The organism is Desulfatibacillum alkenivorans DSM 16219 (assembly GCF_900142135.1).
GTDB lineage: Bacteria > Desulfobacterota > Desulfobacteria > Desulfobacterales > Desulfatibacillaceae > Desulfatibacillum > Desulfatibacillum alkenivorans.
Genome location: NZ_FQZU01000001.1, coordinates 476235 through 498404 on the forward strand (window position 1 = coordinate 476235; position 22170 = coordinate 498404).

General features: G+C 55.5%; 17 protein-coding genes. 15 read left to right on the forward strand and 2 right to left on the reverse strand.

Annotated features, from left to right (window positions below):
- Positions 1–30 precede the first annotated feature (30 nt).
- The 7 genes from BUE18_RS01910 to BUE18_RS27410 all read left to right on the forward strand — a co-directional run bounded on the left by BUE18_RS01910 (position 31) and on the right by BUE18_RS27410 (position 6399).
- Positions 31–1026, forward strand: coding sequence for a GHMP family kinase ATP-binding protein (locus BUE18_RS01910; RefSeq protein ID WP_073472271.1), 996 nt, complete (start codon positions 31–33; stop codon positions 1024–1026).
- A gap of 22 nt (positions 1027–1048) precedes the next feature.
- On the forward strand, positions 1049–2179 hold the full coding sequence (locus BUE18_RS01915) for an NAD-dependent epimerase/dehydratase family protein (protein WP_073472273.1): 1131 nt from the start codon (positions 1049–1051) through the stop codon (positions 2177–2179).
- 28 nt (positions 2180–2207) lie between these two features.
- Positions 2208–2786 carry a D-sedoheptulose-7-phosphate isomerase gene (locus BUE18_RS01920; RefSeq protein WP_073472275.1) on the forward strand — a complete coding sequence of 193 codons (579 nt, stop codon included), beginning with the start codon at positions 2208–2210 and terminating at the stop codon, positions 2784–2786.
- A gap of 24 nt (positions 2787–2810) precedes the next feature.
- Positions 2811–3713, forward strand: coding sequence for a nucleotidyltransferase family protein (locus BUE18_RS01925; protein ID WP_073472276.1), 903 nt, complete (start codon positions 2811–2813; stop codon positions 3711–3713).
- 22 nt (positions 3714–3735) lie between these two features.
- Positions 3736–4656: an SDR family oxidoreductase gene (locus BUE18_RS01930; protein ID WP_073472278.1), complete on the forward strand. Its 921-nt coding sequence runs from the start codon at positions 3736–3738 to the stop codon at positions 4654–4656.
- Positions 4657–4854: 198 nt separating this feature from the next.
- Entirely contained in the window at positions 4855–5892 is a 1038-nt protein-coding gene (locus BUE18_RS01935; RefSeq protein ID WP_073472280.1) for an alkane 1-monooxygenase, read from the forward strand.
- Positions 5893–6099: 207 nt separating this feature from the next.
- Positions 6100–6399: a hypothetical protein gene (locus tag BUE18_RS27410; protein WP_139264581.1), complete on the forward strand. Its 300-nt coding sequence runs from the start codon at positions 6100–6102 to the stop codon at positions 6397–6399.
- Positions 6400–6453: 54 nt separating this feature from the next.
- Here the strand turns inward: BUE18_RS27410 and BUE18_RS01945 are convergent, their stop codons facing one another.
- Complete coding sequence (locus BUE18_RS01945) at positions 6454–8697, reverse strand: hybrid sensor histidine kinase/response regulator (protein WP_073472284.1); 2244 nt, start codon at positions 8695–8697, stop codon at positions 6454–6456.
- 126 nt (positions 8698–8823) lie between these two features.
- Between BUE18_RS01945 and BUE18_RS01950 the strand changes: the two genes are divergently transcribed.
- The 8 genes from BUE18_RS01950 to BUE18_RS01985 all read left to right on the forward strand — a co-directional run bounded on the left by BUE18_RS01950 (position 8824) and on the right by BUE18_RS01985 (position 21025).
- Positions 8824–10215, forward strand: coding sequence for a CoA-binding protein (locus tag BUE18_RS01950; RefSeq protein ID WP_073472285.1), 1392 nt, complete (start codon positions 8824–8826; stop codon positions 10213–10215).
- 52 nt (positions 10216–10267) lie between these two features.
- A complete protein-coding gene (locus BUE18_RS01955; protein WP_073472287.1) occupies positions 10268–11365 on the forward strand; it encodes a tRNA-queuosine alpha-mannosyltransferase domain-containing protein in 1098 nt (365 codons plus the stop codon).
- Between the two features lie 137 nt (positions 11366–11502).
- A complete protein-coding gene (locus BUE18_RS01960; RefSeq protein ID WP_073472289.1) occupies positions 11503–14529 on the forward strand; it encodes a PAS domain S-box protein in 3027 nt (1008 codons plus the stop codon).
- Positions 14530–14536: 7 nt separating this feature from the next.
- A complete protein-coding gene (locus BUE18_RS01965; RefSeq protein WP_073472291.1) occupies positions 14537–16825 on the forward strand; it encodes an efflux RND transporter permease subunit in 2289 nt (762 codons plus the stop codon).
- Between the two features lie 41 nt (positions 16826–16866).
- Positions 16867–19212 (forward strand): PAS domain-containing hybrid sensor histidine kinase/response regulator, encoded by a 2346-nt coding sequence (locus BUE18_RS01970; RefSeq protein ID WP_139264582.1) that lies wholly within the window; start codon positions 16867–16869, stop codon positions 19210–19212.
- Between the two features lie 132 nt (positions 19213–19344).
- Positions 19345–19866 carry a gamma carbonic anhydrase family protein gene (locus BUE18_RS01975; RefSeq protein ID WP_073472295.1) on the forward strand — a complete coding sequence of 174 codons (522 nt, stop codon included), beginning with the start codon at positions 19345–19347 and terminating at the stop codon, positions 19864–19866.
- A gap of 14 nt (positions 19867–19880) precedes the next feature.
- The gene (locus tag BUE18_RS01980) at positions 19881–20366 is read left to right on the forward strand and encodes a YchJ family protein (RefSeq protein WP_073472296.1); all 486 of its coding nucleotides are present in this window, start codon (positions 19881–19883) and stop codon (positions 20364–20366) included.
- A 299-nt stretch (positions 20367–20665) separates the two neighbouring features.
- Entirely contained in the window at positions 20666–21025 is a 360-nt protein-coding gene (locus tag BUE18_RS01985; protein WP_073472298.1) for a YyaL domain-containing protein, read from the forward strand.
- Here the strand turns inward: BUE18_RS01985 and BUE18_RS01990 are convergent, their stop codons facing one another.
- Complete coding sequence (locus BUE18_RS01990; protein ID WP_211482775.1) at positions 21026–22162, reverse strand: YibE/F family protein; 1137 nt, start codon at positions 22160–22162, stop codon at positions 21026–21028.
- Positions 22163–22170 lie beyond the last annotated feature (8 nt).

Here is a 22170-nt window from a genome sequence, read left to right on the forward strand (position 1 = left end):
AATATGATGGTTTTTTCATAGGAACTGATTATGCTCATTGTCCGTACGCCTCTTCGCATCGGCTTTGTCGGGGGCGGCTCCGACCTTCCCGCGTATTATGAAAAAAAGCCGGGGATGGTGGTGAGTTCGGCCATCGACAAGTTTGTCTATGTGATTGTCAAGGGCCGCTTTGACGACGAGATTTACGTGAACTATTCCAAAAAGGAGTGTGTGGACCACGTGGACGAAATCAAGCACGATCTCGTCCGGGAGGCCATGCGCATCACGGGCGTGGAAAAGGGCGTGGAAATCACCACCCTGGCCGACGTGCCGTCCGCCGGGTCCGGGCTGGGCAGCTCCAGCTCCGTAACTGTGGCTCTTCTGCACGCTTTGCACTCTTATAATTATCATCTGGTCACGGCCGAGCAACTGGCCCAGGAAGCCTGCCGCATTGAGATTGACATCCTTGGCAAGCCCATCGGCAGGCAGGATCAATACGCCGCGGCCTACGGCGGGGTGAATCAGTTCATCTTCAACAAAGACCATACGGTGGACCGCATTCCGTTGAATTTGGACAACGAGGTGTTCCGGGCCTTTTATTCCAGCCTGCTGCTTTATTATACGGGAATCACCCGCAAGGCGGACGCCATTCTTTCGGAGCAGTCCCGCACCACCTCGGATGAAGAAAAGTTTGCGGCCATGACCGAGATGGTCGGCCTGGTGGAGCCTTTTAAGGCGGCGGTGGAAGCCGGGGACATCCGGGAATGCGGCAAGCTGCTGGATAAAAACTGGGAGCTGAAACAAAAAATGGCTGCCGGCATATCCAATCCTCAGATCAACGATATGTACCAGGCGGCCAAGGACGCCGGCGCCCTGGGCGGCAAGATTGCAGGCGCCGGCGGCGGCGGCTTTCTCATCCTGGCGGTTCAGCGGGAAAGCCAGCAAGCGGTTTTTCAGGCCATGCGCGACTATCGGGAACTGCCCTTTATGCTGGAGCGCAGCGGCAGCCAGGTTATATTCGATCACCGAGGATACCCCACCAAGTAAACGGGATAGGGATGGATAAAACATGAAAATTCTGGTGACAGGCGGCGCAGGCTTTATAGGCTCCCACACCGTGGATGCTTTGGTGGAAAATGGCCACGAAGTGCGGGTTCTGGACAACCTTCAAAAACCCGTGCATCAAATCGGAATGCCCCCCTGGTTGAACCCCGGGGCCGAGTTCATGCTGGGCGACGTGCGGTCCAAGGACGATTGGAAAAAAGCCCTCCAAGGCCGTGAGGCGGTGTATCATTTAGCCGCGTACCAGGACTACTTGCCGGATTTCTCCACCTTTTTCCATGTAAACAGCGTGGGCACGGCCCTTATGTACGAAACCGCCGTGGAAACAGGTCAGGACCTGGCAAAAATCGTGGTGGCCAGCAGCCAGTTCGTGGCCGGGGAAGGCCTGTACCTGTGCGATTCCTGCGCCCGCAAGTCAAGCCCTGTGCTGAGGCCCGAATCCCAGCTTGCGGAAGGGAAGTGGGAGCACGTCTGCCCCATCTGCGGCGAAGAAATGTATTGGCAGTGGACTCCCGAAACCCATGTTTCTCCGCCCAACGCCTATGCCATGGCCAAGTATTCCCAGGAAATTCAGGCCATGACCTTCGGGCAGCGCTACGGCATTCCCTCCACGGCCATGCGCTACTCCATCGTGCAGGGCCCCAGGCAGTCATTCTACAACGCTTACAGCGGGGCGTGCCGTATTTTTTCGCTCCATTATTATTTTGACAAGGCCCCGACCTGCTACGAAGACGGCGAGCAATGCCGGGACTTTGTAAATATTCACGACGTGGTGCGGGCCAATGTCATGGCCCTGGATAATCCGGAAATGGAGTACAGGGTGTTCAACGTGGGCGGAGGCAAGGCCTATACGGTCAGCGAGTTCGCCGGCATTGTCCAAAGGGAGTTTGAAGACCGCAAGAACAAGCATCTTGCCGATGCTTTGATTCCGGGAAAATACCGCTTCGGCGACACCCGGAACGCCTGCTCCGACATATCGGCCCTCAAAGCCCTGGGATGGGAGCCCCAAAACACGCCGGAGCAAAGCGTCAAGGAATACGTGGACTGGCTGTACGAGCAGGACAACGTGGAAGACATTCTGGATTTCGCCAACAAAACCATGAAAGACCTGAACGTGGTGCGTGACGTCAAGGCCTGAGCCGGACAAAGCCCCAAGGGAGACGGATATGCAATATTTTTCCCAACAATACCTTGAAGGACTCAAGGCCGTGCTGGACGATTTTCCCCACGAGGCCTTTGAAAAAATGATCGCCGCCATGCTGGACGCCTATGAAAACGGCCGCAGGATCTTTGTCATGGGCAACGGCGGCAGCGCCTCCACGGCCTCCCATTGGGTGTGCGACATCAACAAGGGATGCTGCCTGAACCTGGAAAGAAAGTTCAAGATGATCTGCCTGAACGACAGCATTTCCACCATGATGGCCTACGCCAACGACCTGTCCTACGACGACGTTTTTGTGGAGCCCCTGAAAAACTTTTTCGAGCCGGGGGACGTGGTCATCGGCATTTCCGGCTCCGGCAACTCAACCAATGTGCTCAAAGCCATTGAATACGCCAACCGGAACGGCGGCGTAACAATCGGGCTTTGCGGATTCGGCGGCGGCACTCTGAAGGATCTGGCGTCCATTCCGGTCCACAGCAATGTCAACGACATGCAAATGACCGAGGACGCCCATATGATAGTGGTGCACATCAGCATGCAGCGCATCATGAAGGCCCTGGGCCAGGAAGGCGCCGCCTGTTAAAAAAAGAACAATAAGGATAGAAACATGACTTTGGTTATTTTGGCTGCGGGCGTGGGATCGCGGTACGGCGGACTCAAGCAATTGGACGCCGTCGGCCCCCACAACCAAAGCATTCTGGATTACTCCATATACGACGCGCTGCAGGCGGGCTTTAAAAAAATCGTCTTTGTCATTCGCCGTGAAATCGAAGCGCCCTGCCGGGAGTTTATTGAAGAACGCTACGCTAAAAAGGTTCCGTGCGAACTGGTCTTCCAGGAACTGGACGCCCTGCCCGAAGGCTTCACTGCGCCCGAAGGACGCGCCAAGCCCTGGGGCACCGGCCATGCCGTCCTGGTATGCAAGGACGTGGTGGACTCGCCCTTTTGCGTGATCAACGCCGACGATTTTTACGGCCGCGCCGCTTACCGGGAAATCGCAGGGTTTCTTAAAACCTGCCATGACGCGGATGATTTGAAGCGTTTCGCCATGGTGGCTTTCTCCCTGAAAAACACCCTGTCCGAGCACGGGACGGTCTCCCGCGGCGTGTGCAAGGTGGATCAGGACAACAACCTGATTTCCGTCACCGAACGCACGGGAATATGTCGCCGGCAAAATGGCGTGACCTGCGAAATGGAAGACGGCGAAACCGCCTCCCTGACCGGCGACGAGCCCGTGTCCTTGAATTTCTGGGGATTCACCCCGGATTTTTTTCCTCATCTGGAAGAGCAGTTCAAGGAGTTCATGGAATCCGGGCTTAAGGATTTGAAAACCGAATTTTATCTGCCCAGCGCCGTGGATCGGCTGATCCGGGAGAACCAGGCGGCGGTTTCCGTGCTGGAAAGCTCCGAACGGTGGGTGGGAGTGACCTATAAGAACGACAAGGCCCTGGTCATGGATTACATCAAAGGCCTGACCGACCAGGGCTTATATCCGGAAAAATTGTGGTAGTGGATTTGGAGGGAAGAACAGCATGCAATACCTGGTGACCGGCGGATGCGGTTTCATAGGTTCCCATATCAGCGAAGTTTTGTCGGAAAAAGGCGAAAAGGTGCGCATTCTGGACGACCTGTCGTCCGGCTACGAAGCCAATATCGCGGAGTTCGCCGATAAAGTTGAGTTCATCAAAGGCGATATACGCGATTCCGAAGCCGTTGCCAAAGCCATGAAAGGCGTGGACGGGGTGTTTCATCTGGCCGGCATGGTTTCGGCCTTTGACTCCGTGGAAAGGCCCATGGTCTGCCACGACATCAACGTCACCGGAACCCTGAACATCCTCAACGCAGCCCGGGATGCGGGCGTCAAACGCGTGGTCTTTGCAAGCTCCTGCGCGGTTTACGGAAACAACCCCGAGTCTCCCAAAGTGGAGGCCATGACCCGGGCGCCGGCCTCTCCTTACGCGGCGTCCAAAGCGGCCAGCGAGCTGTATATGCGGGTTTTCGCCGAGCTTTACGGCGTGCAGACCGTGTGCCTCCGCTTTTTCAACGTGTTCGGCCCCAGGCAGGACCCTTCCTCCCAATACTCCGGCGTGATTTCCCGGTTCGTCAACGATACGGCCGAAGGATACGCCTGCATCTACGGAGACGGGCTCCAAACCCGGGACTTCATCTTCGTCCGGGACGTGGTTCAGGCCAACCTGCTGGCCATGACCTCGGACAAGGCCGGAGCGGGCGAGCCCATCAATGTGGGAACGGGCGTGGAAATCAGCCTGTTGGATCTGCTGGATTATGTCAGGGAATTGGGCGATCGGGAGTTTGAGGTCATGTTCAAGGAGGCCCGGGCCGGCGACGTGCGCCATTCCCGCGCAAACATTTCCAAGGCCCGCGAACTCCTGGGCTTTGAACCCGCCTACACCATCCGCAACGGCCTGGCGGAGCTGCTGTTTCAGCATTAGTTTTTCTCAGCAATTTTGCCAATCCAGATCGAAAAATGACATACAAAGAATCATTCAAGGGCGGCGCCTTTAGCCGCCTTTTTGAATTCTCAAAAAAAACTTGCCCCGAAGATCTACGAACGGTAAAATTAATCAGGTGGAGGAAATTTTTTGATAATCAGACCCTGTTAGCGTGCATCTTCAATCCCGGGAGGAAAAATGCAGCTCGTCCGTTTTTGCCTGGTTTTCCTGGTTCCTTTGGGAGCAGTGATTTCGTATTTCAATGGAGGATATCATTTGCTCATACCGCCTTTGGCGGTCTTTGTACTGCTTCCTTTGTTTGATTATGTGTTCGGCCTGAATGTTTACAACCCCGATCCCGGCGAGGAAAAAATCCTGGAGCTGGACCGCCGGTATCGCTGGATTACCTTTGCTGCGGTCCCCGTGCAGGTAGGGCTGGTGTTCTGGGGCGCCTGGGCTTTCACCCACGGGTCCTTGAACTGGTGGGACAGGCTGGTTTTCGCCTATGGCGTGGGGCTGAGTTCGGGCATCATGGGCATCAACCTAAGCCACGAATTGATACACAAGGTGAACAACAGGGTGGAGCCTTTATTGGGCCGGATCATGCTTTGGACCGTATTGTACTCCCATTGGGCGGTGGAGCACGTGGCCGGGCATCATCGTTATGTGGCTACGCCGGAAGATCCTGCCACGGCCCGTTTTGGCGAGAGCTTCTGGCAATTTCTGCCCCGCACCGTGATCGGCGGCATGGAAAGCGCCTGGCGCATCGAGTCGGAAATGGTGGAAAGCCGGGGGGGAAACAAGTACGGCTGGGACAATCGCATCCTGCGCTATTTCACGGCTCAGGGAATTCTGATCGCCTTCATGGCGTATTGGCTCGGGCTGCCCGGGGTGATTTTTTTGCTGATACAGGCTGCCACGGCGGTGCTGCTTTTGGAGCTGGTCAACTACGTGGAGCATTACGGCCTTGTGCGGGAGCAGAATTCAGACGGCTCCTACGAGGAGGTGAAGCCGCACCATTCATGGAACTCCGCCCACAGGGTCACCAATTACTTTTTGTTCAACCTCCAGCGCCATTCGGACCATCATTACAGGCCCAATCGGAGATACCAGATTCTTCGCCATTGGGAGGACGCCCCGCAATTGCCTTCGGGATACGCCGGCATGCTGGTTTTGGCCTATTTTCCGCCCATTTGGCGCAAGTTCATGGATCATCGCGTGCCGCAAAGGCATTGACGCCAGTTTGCTATTATTCGAGTAGTTTTATTTTCAGGCATTCAAAACATATTTTGGAAGGATTTCGGGGTGACGCTGGGTCACCCTTTCCAGGAGTGCAGAGGTCGAGGGGACACGATCCTTATCTCAGCCTGATCGCCTGGAGAATTCAGCGCTTCCGTATCGATAAGGTCACGTCCCCCTATCCCAATCCCGCCGCCTCCCGCCATGTGGATGGGGGACAGCGGCTGCGGCCTGTATGGGGTGGCCCAGGCAAGGCTTTTTTTTGCCTGGGTTCGCAAGAACAAAAGGCGCGGCCCGGAAAGAAAGCAGAAATTGGGTATGGTCGGCGGGCGCACGGACCTGCTTGAATCCATGCTTTTGTTTGGATTTGGAAAGGGCTTTCGTCCGCAGGAGATTGATGGTTTCTATCATCCTAAAGGTCTCTCCTATTGCGCTGGCGCACTCCCGCAAGCCGGGACACAGCGTTATTTTGAACTTCCCTTGGAATATAATTTACTTGTTTGAGGGCAAATTGGTATGCGTGGTGGATTCTGAGTCAAGAAACACGCCCTCAAGGCGCTATGCTGCGGGAGATTTCCTTTGTTGCATGATTTCTGCAATTTTCTGGGAAAGATCCTCGGCGGTGAAGGGTTTCTGAATAAAGCCGTTGGCGCCCTTTTTCATGATTTCCGAACTTTTGCCGTCCGAGGCGTACCCGCTGGAAATCAGCACCTTTACGTTGGGGTTCAGCTCCTTAATTTTGTCAAACACCGCCCCCCCGTTCATGTCCGGCATGACAATATCCAGCACCACCAGATCGATGGTCTCCCGGTTGGCGCCGAACACCTCCACGGCCTCTCTTCCTCCTCCGGCGGAAAGGGCCTTGTAACCCAGATTTTCTAAAATTTCCGCTCCGGTTTTTAAAAGATCCTTTTCGTCGTCCACCAGCAGGATGGTTCCTTCACCGCGAATCACGGGGGAGTCGATCCGGCTTTCCGGGTTGACGGATTTTTGGGAGGAGGGGATGAAAATGGAAAAGGTGGAGCCTTCGCCCAATCGGCTCCAAACGGAGATGAAGCCCCCGTGATTCTTGATGATGCCGTACGCGGAGGAAAGTCCCAGACCCGTGCCCCGGCCCATGCCCTTGGTGGAAAAAAAGGGGTCGAAAACCCGCTTGCGGGTTTCGTCGTCCATGCCTTCCCCCGAGTCGGTAACGGTGGCTTTGGCATACTGTCCGGGCTTGACCCCGTTCGCAATAGCCAGGGCTTCGTCCATGGACACCACGCAGGTCTTGATTTTCAGATCTCCCCCGCCGGGCATGGCCTGCCAGGCGTTCACGTATAAATTGAGAAAAACCTGCTCCACCTGCCCCTGGTCCACCTCCACCACGATGGGGTGTTCCGGCAGATCGGCCTTGATGACCACTTCCTTATGGGTCCGGCCGAACATGCTCGCCACCCTCAGCACCAAGTCGTTCAGGTTGGTGGGTTTGGGATCGTACTTGCCGCCCCTGGCCAGGCCCAAAAGCTGCTTGGTGAGGCCCGCCGAGCTTTGCACCAGCTCGGTGATGGTTCTTAGATGCTCCAGGCTGGGGTCCCCCTTGGGGAGGTTTAGCATCATGATGGAAGCCCGGCCCTGAATGCCCATGAGGATGTTGTTGAAGTCGTGGGCTATGCCCCCGGCCAGGGTGCCGATGGCCTCCATTTTTTGAGCGTGCTGCAGCTTGGCTTCCAGGTTTTTTTGCCGGTTTGTATTTCTTGCAACGCCGTACTCCCGTTCATACTTGCCGTTCCTGTCGTAAAAAATCCGGGCGTTGAGGGAAAGCCATACAGGCTTCCCCCAAAAGTCGATGCAACGGAACTCCAGGCCCGAAACCTGGATTTCCCCGTTGGCGAAAATCCGTTGATAGGTCTCTAAAACCATGGGCAAATCTTCGGGAACGATCAGGTCGCTCCAGGTTTTGCCGATGATGTCCTTCATTTTGTAGCCGAGCATGCTCAAGCCGTATTCATTGGCCCACTCCAACCGGCCCTTCCGGTCGACGGAAATAATCAGGTCCTGGGCGTTTTCCACAAGCAGCCGGTATGACTCCTCGCTTTTGGCCAAAGCCTGGGTGCGTTCCTGCACTCTTTTTTCCAGATCGTCGCGGGCTATTTTCAACTGGTCCTCAATATGCCTGCGCTCTTTCATTTCCTGGGCGAGCTTTTCCTTTTCCGCCTCAAGCTGCCTGGCCTCCTCCTTCATGCCGTCCCGGTACCAGATGCGAGTTTTTTCAAACAGATAAACGCCCACCATGATCATGAACATGACGGAAAAAAAGCGGACTTTGAACTCGTGGACGTAGGGAAAGGTTCCCAGAGCTTCGGGATACAAGAAGAGAATCAGGCAGCCGGCCAAAAAAATCAAGGTCCAGGCGGCGCCCTCTGTCACCCCCAGCAGAAAAAAGGTCAGCAGGGGATACACAAAGGCCCACAATACAATGGAAGGCTGGCCCTGGGTGCCGCCTGCACTCGTCCACAAAAGAAAAATCGCCCCGGCAAAGGCGGAAGTCACTCGGAATATGAATCTCATGCTGGAAAGGCGGGACTGAAGAATGATGGAGGCAATGAGAAAAAGAGCGAACAGGGTGTCCAAAACCCAGAACAGGTATACTCCTTTCAGGAAATGCATGAAGCCGAAGCCTAAAAGCGCCGGGAAGCCCGCCAGAGAAAAATAAAAGAAAAAGCGCCGTCTGAACTGCTCTTCCATGTCCAACGGCTGTCCGCCGGGGATGCTTAAAGGGCGGGGCTTTGTCTTATTATTGCGTTCGGAGCCGTCTTTCATATTTACATTATCCGCTTTTTGGTGGAAAACTGTCAAGGCGGCGGACACGGGCTTCGCGTCTCACCGCACTCGCAGGCCTGCTGATTTTATCCTTGATTCTCACTCTATTCAATGAAATATTTGGCTATGCAGACTACAGAACAAATCCAGACCTTGATGGAAACGAAGTCCGTCGCCATTGTCGGACTTCCTCGTGGCATGAAGACAGGCAAGCTGTTTTTAATCGCCATTCAGGATATGGGCTTCAAAGGCCCCATCTATGCGGTTAATCCTTTTACCGAAGAAATTGACGGCCTCAAATCATACCCCAGCGTGGAGGCCCTGCCCGAGCCCGTGGACATGGCCATTATTCTGGTCCCCAACTCCCAGGCCAAAGAGGCTGTTGTGCAATGCGCCGAAAAAGGGGTGAAGGGCGCCGTCCTGTTTACGGCCGGGTATAAGGAGACCGGCGAAGCGGAAGGGGCGGCCCTGGAGGAGGAAATGGCCTGCATCGCCAAAAAGGCGGGCATGCGGCTGATCGGCCCCAACGGCATGGGCTTGTACAGCCCGGAGGCGGGGATTTCGTTTTTCCCCGGACTTCCGGCCAAGCTAGGCCCCATCGCCTTGTTGTCTCACAGCGGCTCCATGGCCAATATTCTGTGCCGCATGGGGCCGGAAAAAGGATTGTATTTCCGGTTCGCGGTCAGTCTGGGCAACGAATGCGACCTCACCGCCGGGGATTTTTTGGAGTATTGCGCCCAGGATTCAAAAACAGGCATTGTGGCCGCTTACCTGGAAGGCATCCGAAAAGGCGGCGTCTTTTTGAAGAATCTGAAAAAGGCCTCGGAAACCAAGCCGGTCATTTTGTGGAAAATGGGCCTGAACCCCGAAGGCGCTTCCGCCGCCGCCTCCCATACCGGGTCCATGGCCGGCGACGAACGCATATGGAACGCCGTGGTGTCCCAGGCCCGCGCCGTTTCTGTGAACGGCTTTGAAGAGTGGGTGGACGCCATGATGGGTTTTTCGCTTTTTTCCAGGGGGATGGGTCGCAGGGCCGCCATCATTTCCGGACCCGGCGGTCTGGCCGTCTCCGCCGCCCAGGCTTGCGGCAGGGCCGGCCTTTCTCTGGCGGAGCTCTCGCCGGAATCAAAGGCGAAACTGGCGGAGTTCGTACCCCAAACCGGCACCAGCCTGAAAAATCCCGTGGACATCGGCATGAACTCCTCTTTGGACATGAGCCTGTATATCCGGGCCGCCCAAATCATGGCCGAAGATCCCAATGTGGATATTGTCATGGCCGCGCCCATCGGGCTTGACCTGGAAACCAACCACGCCTTGACCCAGGCGCTGATTGACGTGTACAAAGCCGCTGACAAGCCCTTTGTCATGATCAAAATTCCGGGGTTCGAAGCGGAATGCGCCCAGGAATTCTGTCAGGCGGGCATTCCGTTTTTCGACTCCGCCGAACGGGCCGCCGCAACCTGCGGCATGGTGTATAACTGGCAAAAACAGCGCGGACTGCATAAGCAGACGCCCTGAAACCAATAGGCGCGGGGGCTTTGCAGCCCCTGTTCGAGTATTCGGAATAACCATGAAGTTTTTGTTTTTGGAGCCCTTTTACGGAGGCTCGCACCGGGATTTCGCCCGGGGATTGGTGGAAGCCTCCAGCCACGAAATCGATCTTGCAACCCTTCCCGCGCGTTTCTGGAAGTGGAGAATGCGGGGCGCGGCCCTTCATTTCATCAAAAAGATTCCCGACCTTTCCGCCTATGACGGAATCATCGCCACGGACCTGCTGTCCTTGTCCGATTTCAAGGCTCTGCACCCTCAAAAAGTTCCGCCCTGCCTGGTATACTTTCACGAAAATCAGATCACATACCCTCTGGCGCCCGGCGAAAGCATGGATTTTCAGTTCGGATTCACCGATATTTCAACCGGCCTGGCCGCGGACCGCATATTGTTTAACTCCCGGACCCATTTCAACGCCTTTTTCGACGCCCTGCCCGGGTTCATAAACATGATGCCCGAATACAATCCCAAGTGGGTGACCCAGGCCATTCGGGAAAAATCCCACGTCATCCAGCCGGGCTGCCGGTTTCCCGGAGGAGACCTCTCCCTGGAATCCCCCCGGGAACCGCCCCTGATTATCTGGAACCACCGTTGGGAGTTCGATAAAAATCCAGAGAGCTTTTTTAAGGCCCTGTATTCCCTGGACGAGAAAGGCGTGGATTTTTCCGCGGCCCTCATGGGCGAAAACTTTCAGGTTCAGCCCAAGGAGTTCCTATGGGCCAAAGAGCGCATACCCCATCGCATCGCCGTGTTCGGGTTCGTGGAAAGCCGGGAGGCCTATTTTGACTGGCTGAAAAAGGGCTTGGTGATTGTAAGCACGGCCAATCAGGAAAATTTCGGCATTTCCGTGGTGGAGGCCATGCGCAGCGGATGCCTGCCTTTGCTGCCCGACAGGCTGGCCTACCCCGAGGTTTTGCCCAAAGAATTTCATGCAAAATACTTGTACGACGGCCAGGATGATTTGGAAGCCAGGCTGGAAGCCATGCTGACCAAACCGCAGAACTTCATCCAGGACCGGCCCTTGATCTCCTCCGCCATGGCTTGCCATGCATGGGAAAACCGTGTGCTGGAATTCGACCGGGAGCTCACGCAATTAGCCGCTTTGCATGACAAAGAATAATAGGTAGCCAGGAAAACTGAATTATGTTAGGTTTAGTCTTACGTAGATCATATGCCAAACACACCAGATAGATGCGTCTGACGCGTCCATTATAACCCGCAATGATGGGCTTTGGAGGTTTGGCCGGGGCTCAATCCATGCACATTCTATCCGTACCAGCGGCGGCCGCAGCAGCTGTAATTCTTTTTTCCGGGCTGTTTCATCTGTTCATTTACGACAGAGACAGGCGCCACAGACAAAACCTGACATTCGCCCTCACATGCGTTGTGTTTTCCCTTTATGGAATCGCTTGTGCAGGCCTTTACAGCTCCACTTCCGTACCAGAGGGCATGGCCTGGCAGCGCGCTCAGATGTATTTGCTTTTTCTGAGCATGATTTTCTACCTGTGGTTTGTTCACGATTTCACCCAAATGGTGCCGCCCAAGGCCCTTTGGTTTTTCACCATGGTAGGAATAGTGTGCCTGTCCGTGGGCTATTTGTATACCGGAGACCTTATTTTTTCCTTGTCCCACCCCCTGGTAAAAACAAAAAATCTCCCCTTTGGAATTACAGCCGTTTATTATGAGGTCGAATTGGGGCCGGTCATGCTCGCCGCCAACCTGGCGGGGCTCATTTGCATGGCCTACATTTTATTCGTGGGGTTCCGGTTTTACAAGGTTGGGCCGAAAAAAAAGGCCCGATTTCTGGCCCTGGCGCTTTTCATAATGTTTTCATGCGTGACCAGCGACATCTTTGTATCCCTTGGCATGTCCCCGCTTCCGTACACCCTCGAGTACGGGTTCCTGGCCATTACCGCGTTCATGACCGGCTATGCGGTGGATCAGGTCGTAAAGGCCTCCTTCGCCCAGGAGCAGCTTAAGCAAAACGAGGAAAGATATCAGGTCCTGGCGGATAACGCAGGCTTTACCATGTGGACGGCGGACCTGGACCTGCGCCTCACCCACATAAGCCCTTCCATAGAGACCTTGACGGGCTTCACGCCGGAAGAGGCATTGACCATGGGCTTTGAGGAAATTCTCACGCCGGATTCCGCGTCTCTGGGCATGACCGTTTTGAGAACCCAGCAAGCCCTGGAATTGGAAGATCCGGTAAAAACTCCCGCCTCCGTTCAGTTTGAAGTGCAGATTAAACGCAAAAACGGGCCTCCTTTTTGGGCGGAAACCACCGGCGCTTTTCTGCGCGACGGTTCAGGCCTCCCTATAGGCGTTGTGGGCCTGACCCGGGACATCTCCTCGCAAAAGGCCGCTGAGGAGGAACGCCTTTTTATCCAGAGGGCCGTGGAAAGCTCTTCCGACGCCATCGCCATGTGCGACGCGGATTTCGTCCATTTTTATCACAACGAAGCCTTTGCCAATCTTTTTGGGTACCGCCGGCCCAAGGATCTGGTGGCCGCCGGGGGGCTGCTATCGGTTTTTGCGGATCCCAGGCAGGGGGATGAGGCGGCGGCCGGCCTGATAGAACAAGGCTCCTGGACCGGGGAAGTCATGACCCGTTCCAACAGAGGCCGGCATATCCTGACGGACTTGCGCGCCAATGTGGTTTCCGACAAGTTCGGAAACCTCCTGGGCCTGATCGGGATATATACGGACATCACCGAGAAAATCGCCGTGGGAAAGGCCCTGCAGGGCAGTGAAGAACGGTACCGGCTGGTGGCGGAAAACACCAACGACGTTATCTGGACCACGGACCTGAACCTAAAATGGACCTATGTCAGTCCCTCCGTGTTTCGCATGCGCGGTTACACGCCCGAAGAAGTCCTGCAGCAGGATTTTTCCGAAGTCCTTACCCGGGAGTCCACCCGGGACGTCCTGCATATTTTTACGGAGGAGTTGGAAAAAGAACTTACGGACCCGGAGCCTGAACCCAGGAGCATCGTCCTGGACATGGAGTTTTTGAAAAGAGACGGCGGAACGGTCTGGGGCGAGTCCGCCTGCTCTTTTATGCGGGAAGACGACGGCCAGGTGGTCGGCATCCTGGGCATTTCCCGCGATATTACCGAACGCCGCAAGGCCGAGGAGGACAGGCTCAAGCTGGAGGAGCGCCTGCAACAGGCCCAAAAGCTGGAGGCCATGGGCACCCTGGCCGGGGGCGTGGCCCATGATTTCAATAACCTGCTCATGGGCATCCAGGGCAACCTGAGCCTTATGCTCCTTAAACTGGAGCCCTCCAACCCCTTGTACGGCCGCATCAAGAACATCGAGCAGCACATCAAAAACGCCACGGGCCTGACAAGGCAACTGCTCGGATTCGCCCGAAGCGGCAAATACCAGGTCACGGCCGCCAATCTGAACGACTTGGTGTCCCGCACGTCCTCCATGTTCGGCAGGACGCGCAAGGAAATCCGCATCAAGGAGAATCTCCAGGCTGACGCCTGGCCCGTTGAGGTGGATCACGGCCAGATAGAGCAGGTTCTGCTTAACCTTTTGGTTAATGCGTGGCAGGCCATGCCCGGCGGAGGCATTATTTACATCCGGTCCGAAAACGTGGTCCTGGACCAAAGATTCGCCTCATCCTACGGCATACCGCCTGGAAAATACGTCAGGCTTTCGGTCACGGACACCGGCTCCGGAATGAGCCCCGAGGTCCGGAAAAGGGTTTTCGACCCCTTTTTCACCACCAAGGAGATTTCCCGGGGAACCGGGCTGGGCCTGGCCTCGGCTTACGGCATCATCCAGAACCACGGCGGGGTCATCAACGTATACAGCCAGGAAGGGCAGGGCGCCACGTTCAACATCTACCTGCCCGCGTCCTCCAAGGATGTGGTGGAGGAAATCGAGCCTGAATCCAAGGTGGTTAGGGGAACGGAAACCATCCTTCTGATAGACGATGAAGAAGTCATCATAACAACCGGGGAAGAAATCCTCCAAGCCTTGGGGTATAAGGTCTTTGTCGCCCGATCCCCCCACGGCGCCCTTGAAATCTTTCGGGATAACGCCTTAAAAATCGACCTGGTCATCATGGATATGATCATGCCCGAAATGCAGGGCATTGAACTATACGACCACCTGAAGGAAATCCGGCAAGACGTCAGGGTTTTGCTTTCCAGCGGCTATTCGCTGAACGGCCAGGCCTCATCCATCATAGAAAAGGGTTGCGACGGCTTTATCCAAAAACCGTTCAACCTGGAAGAACTCTCGCAAAAAATCAGAGAAATCCTGGATTAGGAATTCCATGAACCGGTATATCCGCTTCGTCCTGAATCATCGATTAATTGTTGTTTTGCTCTTTGCGCTGGTTACTGCGCTTTTCGGGCGGTACTTGTTTGACGCGGCTATCTCCTCCAGCGTGGGGGAGCTGTTTTTCTCCCACAATCCCGACTATGAACGGTATATCCAAAAAAATCTGGAATTCGGCGGGGATAACCTCATCCTGGCAGCCTACGCCGAGAAGGACGCCCTGACGCCGGCCGGCATTGCCAGGCTGCGCAAGGCCGTGGCTGACATAGAGTCCCAGCCCGGCGTCGTCAAAGTGGATAGCATCGTCTCCGCCCAGCACATTGAATCGGTTGGGGACGATTTGATGATCGAGGATTACGCCGATTTGATGGAGGAGCAGCCCGAAAGGCTGCAAGAGGTCGTCCTTACCCTGGTCAACGATCCCATAACAAAGGACTGGCTGCTGAGCCGAGACGCCGGAACCGTGCTGGTTGTTGTGGAGTTCGCCTCGGAGGACCAGGGCCTTGAAACAGCCCCTCAGATGTTTTACGGGGTTATGGACGCTTTTGAAAAACAGGGCTTTGACGTGGCAAATTTTCACCGCGGCGGCCTCATGGCGGTTTTTTCCTATATCTATGAAGAATCCATGTTTTCCGTCCGGACCATCCTTCCTTTTTCAGCGATCATCCTCCTTTTTTTCGTGTATCTTATGTTCCGGCGCTTGTGGTCCGTCCTCATCACACTGGCCATTACCTTTTTATCCATCATCTGGACCATGGGCCTGGCCGTTCGCCTTTACGGACACTTGAACATCTTCACCACCATGGTTCCCACCCTGGTGCTTATAACCTGTTTTGGAGACGTCGTTCACCTGTGCAGCGCCTATTTGCTGGAGTTGGCAAAGGGCCTGGATAAAAACGAGGCCATTTTACGCTCCGGCGAAGAAGTGGGCGTGGCCTGCGCCTATACCTCCGGCACCACCTTTTTGGGCTTTGCATCCATGACCCTGGTGCCTTCCCCGGTCTTCAAGCAGGTGGGGCTGCTCATGGGCTTTGGCGTGGCCGCGGCCCTGTTTACGGCCCTAACCCTGGTTCCCATCTTCTTTTCCATAATCCCCCGGCCCAAGAAATGGAGAACAGGCTCCGTCTCCAAGGTGCAGGGCCTGCTGGACGGCGCCCTGGACGCCTGCTTTTACCTGAGCACCAAGTACTCCCGCTCCGTCGTGTTTGCCTTTTTCGTGCTCATGGCCGTTTCCGTTTACGGACTCACCCAGGTTCATTTCGAAACCCAGTTTTCCAAGCGTTTTTCCCAAGACCATCCTTTGCAAACTTCGCTAAGATATTTTGAGGATAAATTTCCTGGGGTGATTCCCTTGAGCATCTATGTGGAAACCGATGAGCCGGAAGGGCTTCTTAACCCGGAGACCTTCGCCGAAATCGCCGGTTTTGAGGTTTGGATCGAAACCCTGGAGCCGGTGAACAACGTGGTTTCCGTGGTGGATCTGGTGAGAAAGCTGTACCGGGAGATCAACCCGGAAATGGCGGCGGAGCATCCCCTGCCTCCCACCAGGGAAGGGCTGGCGCAATTGCTTTTGCTGTTTGAAATGCAAGGCGGCCGGGATCTGGAGCGGTTCATCAACTACGAACACACAAGCATGGTCCTTAAAGCCCGGTTGGTGGACAACGGGGTTATCGCCGCGTCGGAGACGGGCCGGGCCATCGCCCGCGAAGGAAAGGCCCGTTTCGGCGATCGTCTGACAGTGGATCCCCTGGGCCTGGATTTTCTCCTGGGCGACTGGGTGGACGACATCCTTTCGGGCCAGAGAAAGGGCCTGGCTTTCGCCCTTTTGACCATTGCCGTCATGATGGTTCTGGCCCTGAAAAAAATCGGCGCAGGCCTCCTGTCCATGCTCCCGAATGTCTTGCCTTTACTAGTCCTGCTCGGGTACGTGGGCCTTTGCTGGGATATAGTGGACACCGATACTCTCAGCGTGTTAATGGTTGCTTTAGGCATTGGAGTAGACGACACCATACATTTCTTGTTGCGTTTACGTTTGGAAGCCGTTAAAATGGCTAATCCCCTGGAAGCAATAAGAAATACTTTGCATTATTCCGGCCGGGCCATCATCATGTCGTCGGTGATTTTGGCGGCCGGTTTCTCGACCTTTTCTTTCGCAAGCTATTTCAGCGTGCAGATTTTCGGAACCCTGCTGCCTTTGTGCCTGATCGCGGCCCTGGCTGCAGACGTTCTGCTCGTTCCTGCAATGGTCAACTTAGGTTGGTTTCGTTTTTTTAAGGCAGTATAATTTGGTTGTCTCCGGGCATCAGCCAGGCCAAGGAGAAAAGCATGCCGGGTAAGCCGACTTACGAAGAACTGGAAGTCCAGGTTCAAAGGCTGCAGCAGCAAGTTGCAGACCTGGAGGAGGAACTTCACCAGGCCCAATGGGACGGGGAGTTTTTTTCCAGAAGCATGCTGGAAAATCTTCCGTTTGATTTCTGGGTGCAGGATCTTCAGGATCAGATCATCCTGCAAAGCAATCTTTCCAGAAGACATTGGGGCGAAGCCTTGAAAGGCTCCGACATCACCAAGGGACTTCCCGAGTCCGGCGTAAAGCTCCTCAAAGAAAATAAATCCAAGGTCGTCAAAGGCCAGACCGTCGCCTGGGAGATGCAAACCGGGGAAGGGGATTTGGATACAAGGGTTTTCTACAATATCCTGTCCCCCGTGTACTCCCGCGGCGTACTCAGGGGGATGCTGGGCATCTTTTTTGACGTGACGGACCAAAGGATAGCCCAGGAAGCGCTTAACGATTCCCGGCTGCGTCTGCGCGTCCTGTTGGCGCAAATGCCCGGCGCCATGATGTGGACCACGGACGTGAATCTGCGCAACACCCTGTCCCTGGGCGCCGCCTTGGGCAGTATAGGCCTGGAATCCACCCAGACGCCAGGGATGAGCCTGGAGGATTTTTTCGCCGTTTCCGATCCCGATTTTCCCCCCATCAGAGCCCACCAGGCGGCCCTGAAAGGCATATCCAGCGCTTACGAAATCGTCTGGTCCCAAAGGACTTTTCAGGCCCATACGGAGCCCCTCAGAAAGCAAAGCGGAGAAATTGCCGGCGTGATCAGCGTGGCCATTGACGTCACCGAACGCAAGACCATAGAAACCGCCCTGCGCGAGAGCAACGAAATGGCCCGGGCCCTGCTTAACGCGTCTACGGACTCGGTGGTGCTCTTGGACCGCCAGGGGGCCATCCTGGCCCTTAATCAGACCTGCGCATCCAATTTACGGAGCTCCGTGGACGACGCTTTAAGCGAATGCGTTTGGGACCTGCCTCAAAAATACATGCCCAACCTGGAGCGGGCTCAAATCCAGGCGGTTTTGGACACGGGCAAATCCCTCCGCTACTCGGATGAAAGAAACAACCGGTTTTACGACGTTTTGGTTTACCCCATACACGACCAGGAAGACCATGTGGACCGCGTGGCCGTGTTCGCCAGGGACGTCACCGCCCAAAAACAGGCCGAAGAGGAAAAGCTCCGCCTGGAGTCCCAATTGCAGCAGGCCCAAAAAGCGGAGGCCATCGGCACCCTGGCGAGCGGCATTGCCCACGATTTCAATAATATCCTTTCGGCCATCATGGGGTACACGGAAATGTGCACCATGGAAATCCCGGAAGGCTCCATGGCCCACAACAATCTGCTGCAGGTCCTGAAAGCCTCGCATCGGGCCAAGGATCTCGTGGGGCAGATTTTAACCTTCTCCCGGCAAAAGGGGCAGGAGCAAAAACCCGTCCAAATGGACCTTGTGGTCAACGAGGCCCTCAAGCTCCTGCGCGCCTCCCTGCCTTCCACCATTACCTTCCGCCGTTACATAAAAAAGGAGATGGGCAAGGTGCTGGCCGACCCCACGGCCCTGCACCAGGTGCTCATGAATCTTTGCACCAACGCCTTCCACGCCATGCGCAACGCAGGCGGCGTTCTGGAAGTGCGTCTGGAAAGCAAGGCGTTTGAGCCGGATGAACCCATGCCGGACCCGGGAATGGCGCCTGGGCGGTATTTACGCCTGACCGTATCGGACACCGGGCACGGCATGGACGCCCAAACCATGGAAAGGATTTTCGACCCTTATTTCACCACCAAGGAAATGGGAGAGGGCGCCGGCCTGGGCCTGGCCGTGGTCCAGGGGATTGTCAACAGCCATGGAGGCGTTATTACCGTAAAAAGCACCCTGGGCGAGGGCTCCTCCTTTCGGGTCTATTTGCCGGAAACCGATACCTGCGACGTGGATGACCAAGACGAAATCCTCCCCGCGCCCCGCGGCCAGGAACGCATTCTTTTCGTCGACGACGAGCCCGATCTTCTCCAGCTGGGCAAGCAAATGCTGGAGCACCTGGGGTATCAAGTCGTCACCTTTATCAATCCCAACGAAGCCCTGCAGGAGTTCAGGCAAAACCCCGGCGCCTTTGATTGCGTGGTCACGGATCAGACCATGCCTTATATGACGGGCGGCGTGTTGGCCCAAAAGATTTTGGAGATAAAACCCGATACCCCCATTGTGCTTTGCACCGGATACAGCGAGATCATGTCCGAGGAAAAGGCGAAAACGCTGGGCATCCGGGGGTATATGATGAAGCCGCTTGAATTGTTCCGTTTTTCCAGCATCGTCAGGGAAGCCCTGGACGCCTCAGAATAATCCCGCGTAAAAGCAATTATTTATCCCGTCAGTTAAAAAACCTCTTTCCCCGGCCTTGAACAGCGGTGGCGACCGTGATAAAGCTCCTTGCCAGATTTACCCTGTGTTGCATTTTGCCAAAAGGGAGACGTCATGGAACAGGAAAAATTGAAGCCGGCGGTTCATGAAACCGCATTTATAGCAGACGGCGCCAGAGTGCGGGGGGACGTGGTCATCGCCCAGGGCTCCGGGGTGTGGTACAACGCGGTTATGCGCGGCGACGAAGGCCGGATTTCCGTGGGCGAAGGCACCAATATCCAGGACTGCGTGGTGGTTCATTCCGATCTCGGCATGGGGGCTGATATTGGAAACGGATGCACCGTCGGCCACGGCGCCGTCATCCGGGGCGCAAAAATCGGCGATAACGTCATGGTAGGCATGAACTCCACCATAATGACCGGGGTTGAAATCGGCCGGGACAGCATCGTTGCAGCCAATGCTTTGGTTTCCTACAATAAAAAGTTCCCGCCCAGGTCCCTGATACAAGGCGTGCCTGCACGGTTCGTGCGGGAATTGACGGATGATGAGGTGGAATCCAACGTCATGGCCGCCAAACTATATATTGAATTGGCAAGACGCTACTCCTCCGGCCAGATCGCCGGACTGGAAGACTGAAAGGAATATAAAACATGAGTCAGTGCCCTTGCGGGTCCGAAAAAGAATATGCACAATGCTGCGAGCCCTTTATCAAAGGCGGCGACCATGCAAAAACCGCCGAGCAATTGATGCGCTCCAGATATACCGCCTACACCCTGGCTGAAATAGACTACATCAGGGACACCATCGACCCTGAAGCCAACGACGACTTTGACGAGAACAGCGCCAGGGATTGGGCGGAAAACTCCGAATGGCACGGCCTGGAAATCGTCTCCACCTTTCAGGGCGGCGAGGACGACGAAGCCGGCCAGGTGGAGTTCATCGCCAATTACAGCCAGAAAAACGCCAGGACAAAGCACCACGAACTGGCTGACTTCCGCAAGATTGACGGCAAATGGTATTTTGTGGACGGCGAAGCCGTAGCGCCCAAACCCGTCAAACGGGATAAACCCAAGGTGGGCCGCAACGACCCCTGCCCTTGCGGAAGCGGAAAAAAATATAAAAAATGCTGCGGATAAGGCTTTTCGTCCGGTTTTTTCTGCACGAAAAAACTAACTGGACGAAATGCGATCCAATTCATATATTATTACAACAATTTGGTTTTGTTGGGCTTTACACCCTCAATTCAATCCGGGTTTTAGAAGGCCGGGGTTGGGTGGTTTTTTACAGGGTTTGCCCCTAAAAAACCGCTTTATCGCTCCGATTGGACCATGGCGCCCAACAGCAGGCCGCAAGGCCGGGCGCGTCCAATTTTACGGCGGGACTAAGCCCGCCAATCGGAGTAAACCGGATCACCCAATCATCGGAGGCGAAAATAATGAGCGATCAAGGCTTGGACATCGATTTCACCGTAGACGAAAGCAACCTGTACCGGGAAGAGTCCATCACGGACATGAAGGTGGCGTCCATCAGGAGAATGATCCCCATCAAAACGGACGGGTCCGAAGACCCGGACAGGAAAACCATCTACATCGGCCACACCCAGCTTATGTCTTCCCAAGGCCCTGTGCCCATCCAGGAAACCCTGGAAGTGGACTCCCTGGAAGAAGCCATCAAGGCCTTTCCCGCGGCCATGGAAAAGTCCCTCAAAGAAATGGTGGACAGAATTCAGCAAATGCAGCGCGAACAGGAAATCATGCAGCGGGAGGAATCCCGGATTATCGTTCCCGGCCGTTAATCATTCGGCTGTCTGCAGATTTGCGCCGCTTTTCCGGCCCCTGGTGAAAACCAGGGCGCCGGCGAGCGCGGTGAACGGCGCCACCGTAATCAGCCCAAAGCTGCCCACCAGCGTATTCAAAATTTCCGCCGACACGTAGTTGAGGTTAAACAGGTTTCCCAAGGCCACGCCCTGGGCCATGAACACCATCAACAGGGTGATGTATCCGCCGGAATAGGCGAAAAGCAGGGTGGTGGTCATGGTTCCCACAACAGCCCTGCCTACTGCCAGGCCTGACTTGAGAGACTCCATAAAGCCCATGTCCGGCCTTTTGAGGGCCAGTTCGTTCATGGCCGAAGCCACGTCCATGGCCAGATCCATGACCGCTCCGGACGAGGCGATAAACACAGAAGCCAAAAAAACCTGGGTAAGGGAGATATCGGCGAAGCCGCAGTAAAGCAGGGTTTCGCTGAACGGCCTCACCGCGCCGTGCAGCTTAAAAGCCCCTCCGAAAGCCAGGGCCAGCACGCAGGTTGTGACCACCCCGGCAACCGCTCCGGCGAAAGCGACAAACCCTTGCTTGCTCAACCCACCCACAAGGAAGATCACCGCCGCGCTCACCACAGTCACCACGGCCACGGCCGTCACAATGGGATTGTACCCCTTGAGGAACATGGGGACCATGATCTGCCAGATGACGGCCGCCGAAAAGATAAACGACAATATGGCTTTGGCGCCGGTCCAGCCTCCGAACAATACCAGCAGCAAAAAGAACAAGGATAAAAGCACCAACTCCACGTCCAGCCGGTAGTGGTCCATGGCGTTGGCGTAGGCCACGGCCCCGTCCTTGATCGTCAAGACCATATAGGCTTTGTCGCCGGGCAGGAAAATTTTGTCCAGGTCCATCTTGCCGGTCACATGATTTTCAGCCGAAACGATTTCTCCCTTGAACGGTCCGTTCAGGAGTTCGACCTCCAGGGATTGGGCGCCCATGCGCACGATGCCGTATTGGTGCAGCAGGGAGTTGTCCGTCTCAAGCACTTTCCCTTTGCACCGGACCGCCTTGGCGTCGCCCCGGTCCGAAAATCCCGTGGGCAAAGCCATGACAACCAGGGTCATGACCACAAAAAACAGGGTGAGAATCAGGTCTCGCTTCACAAAATCCC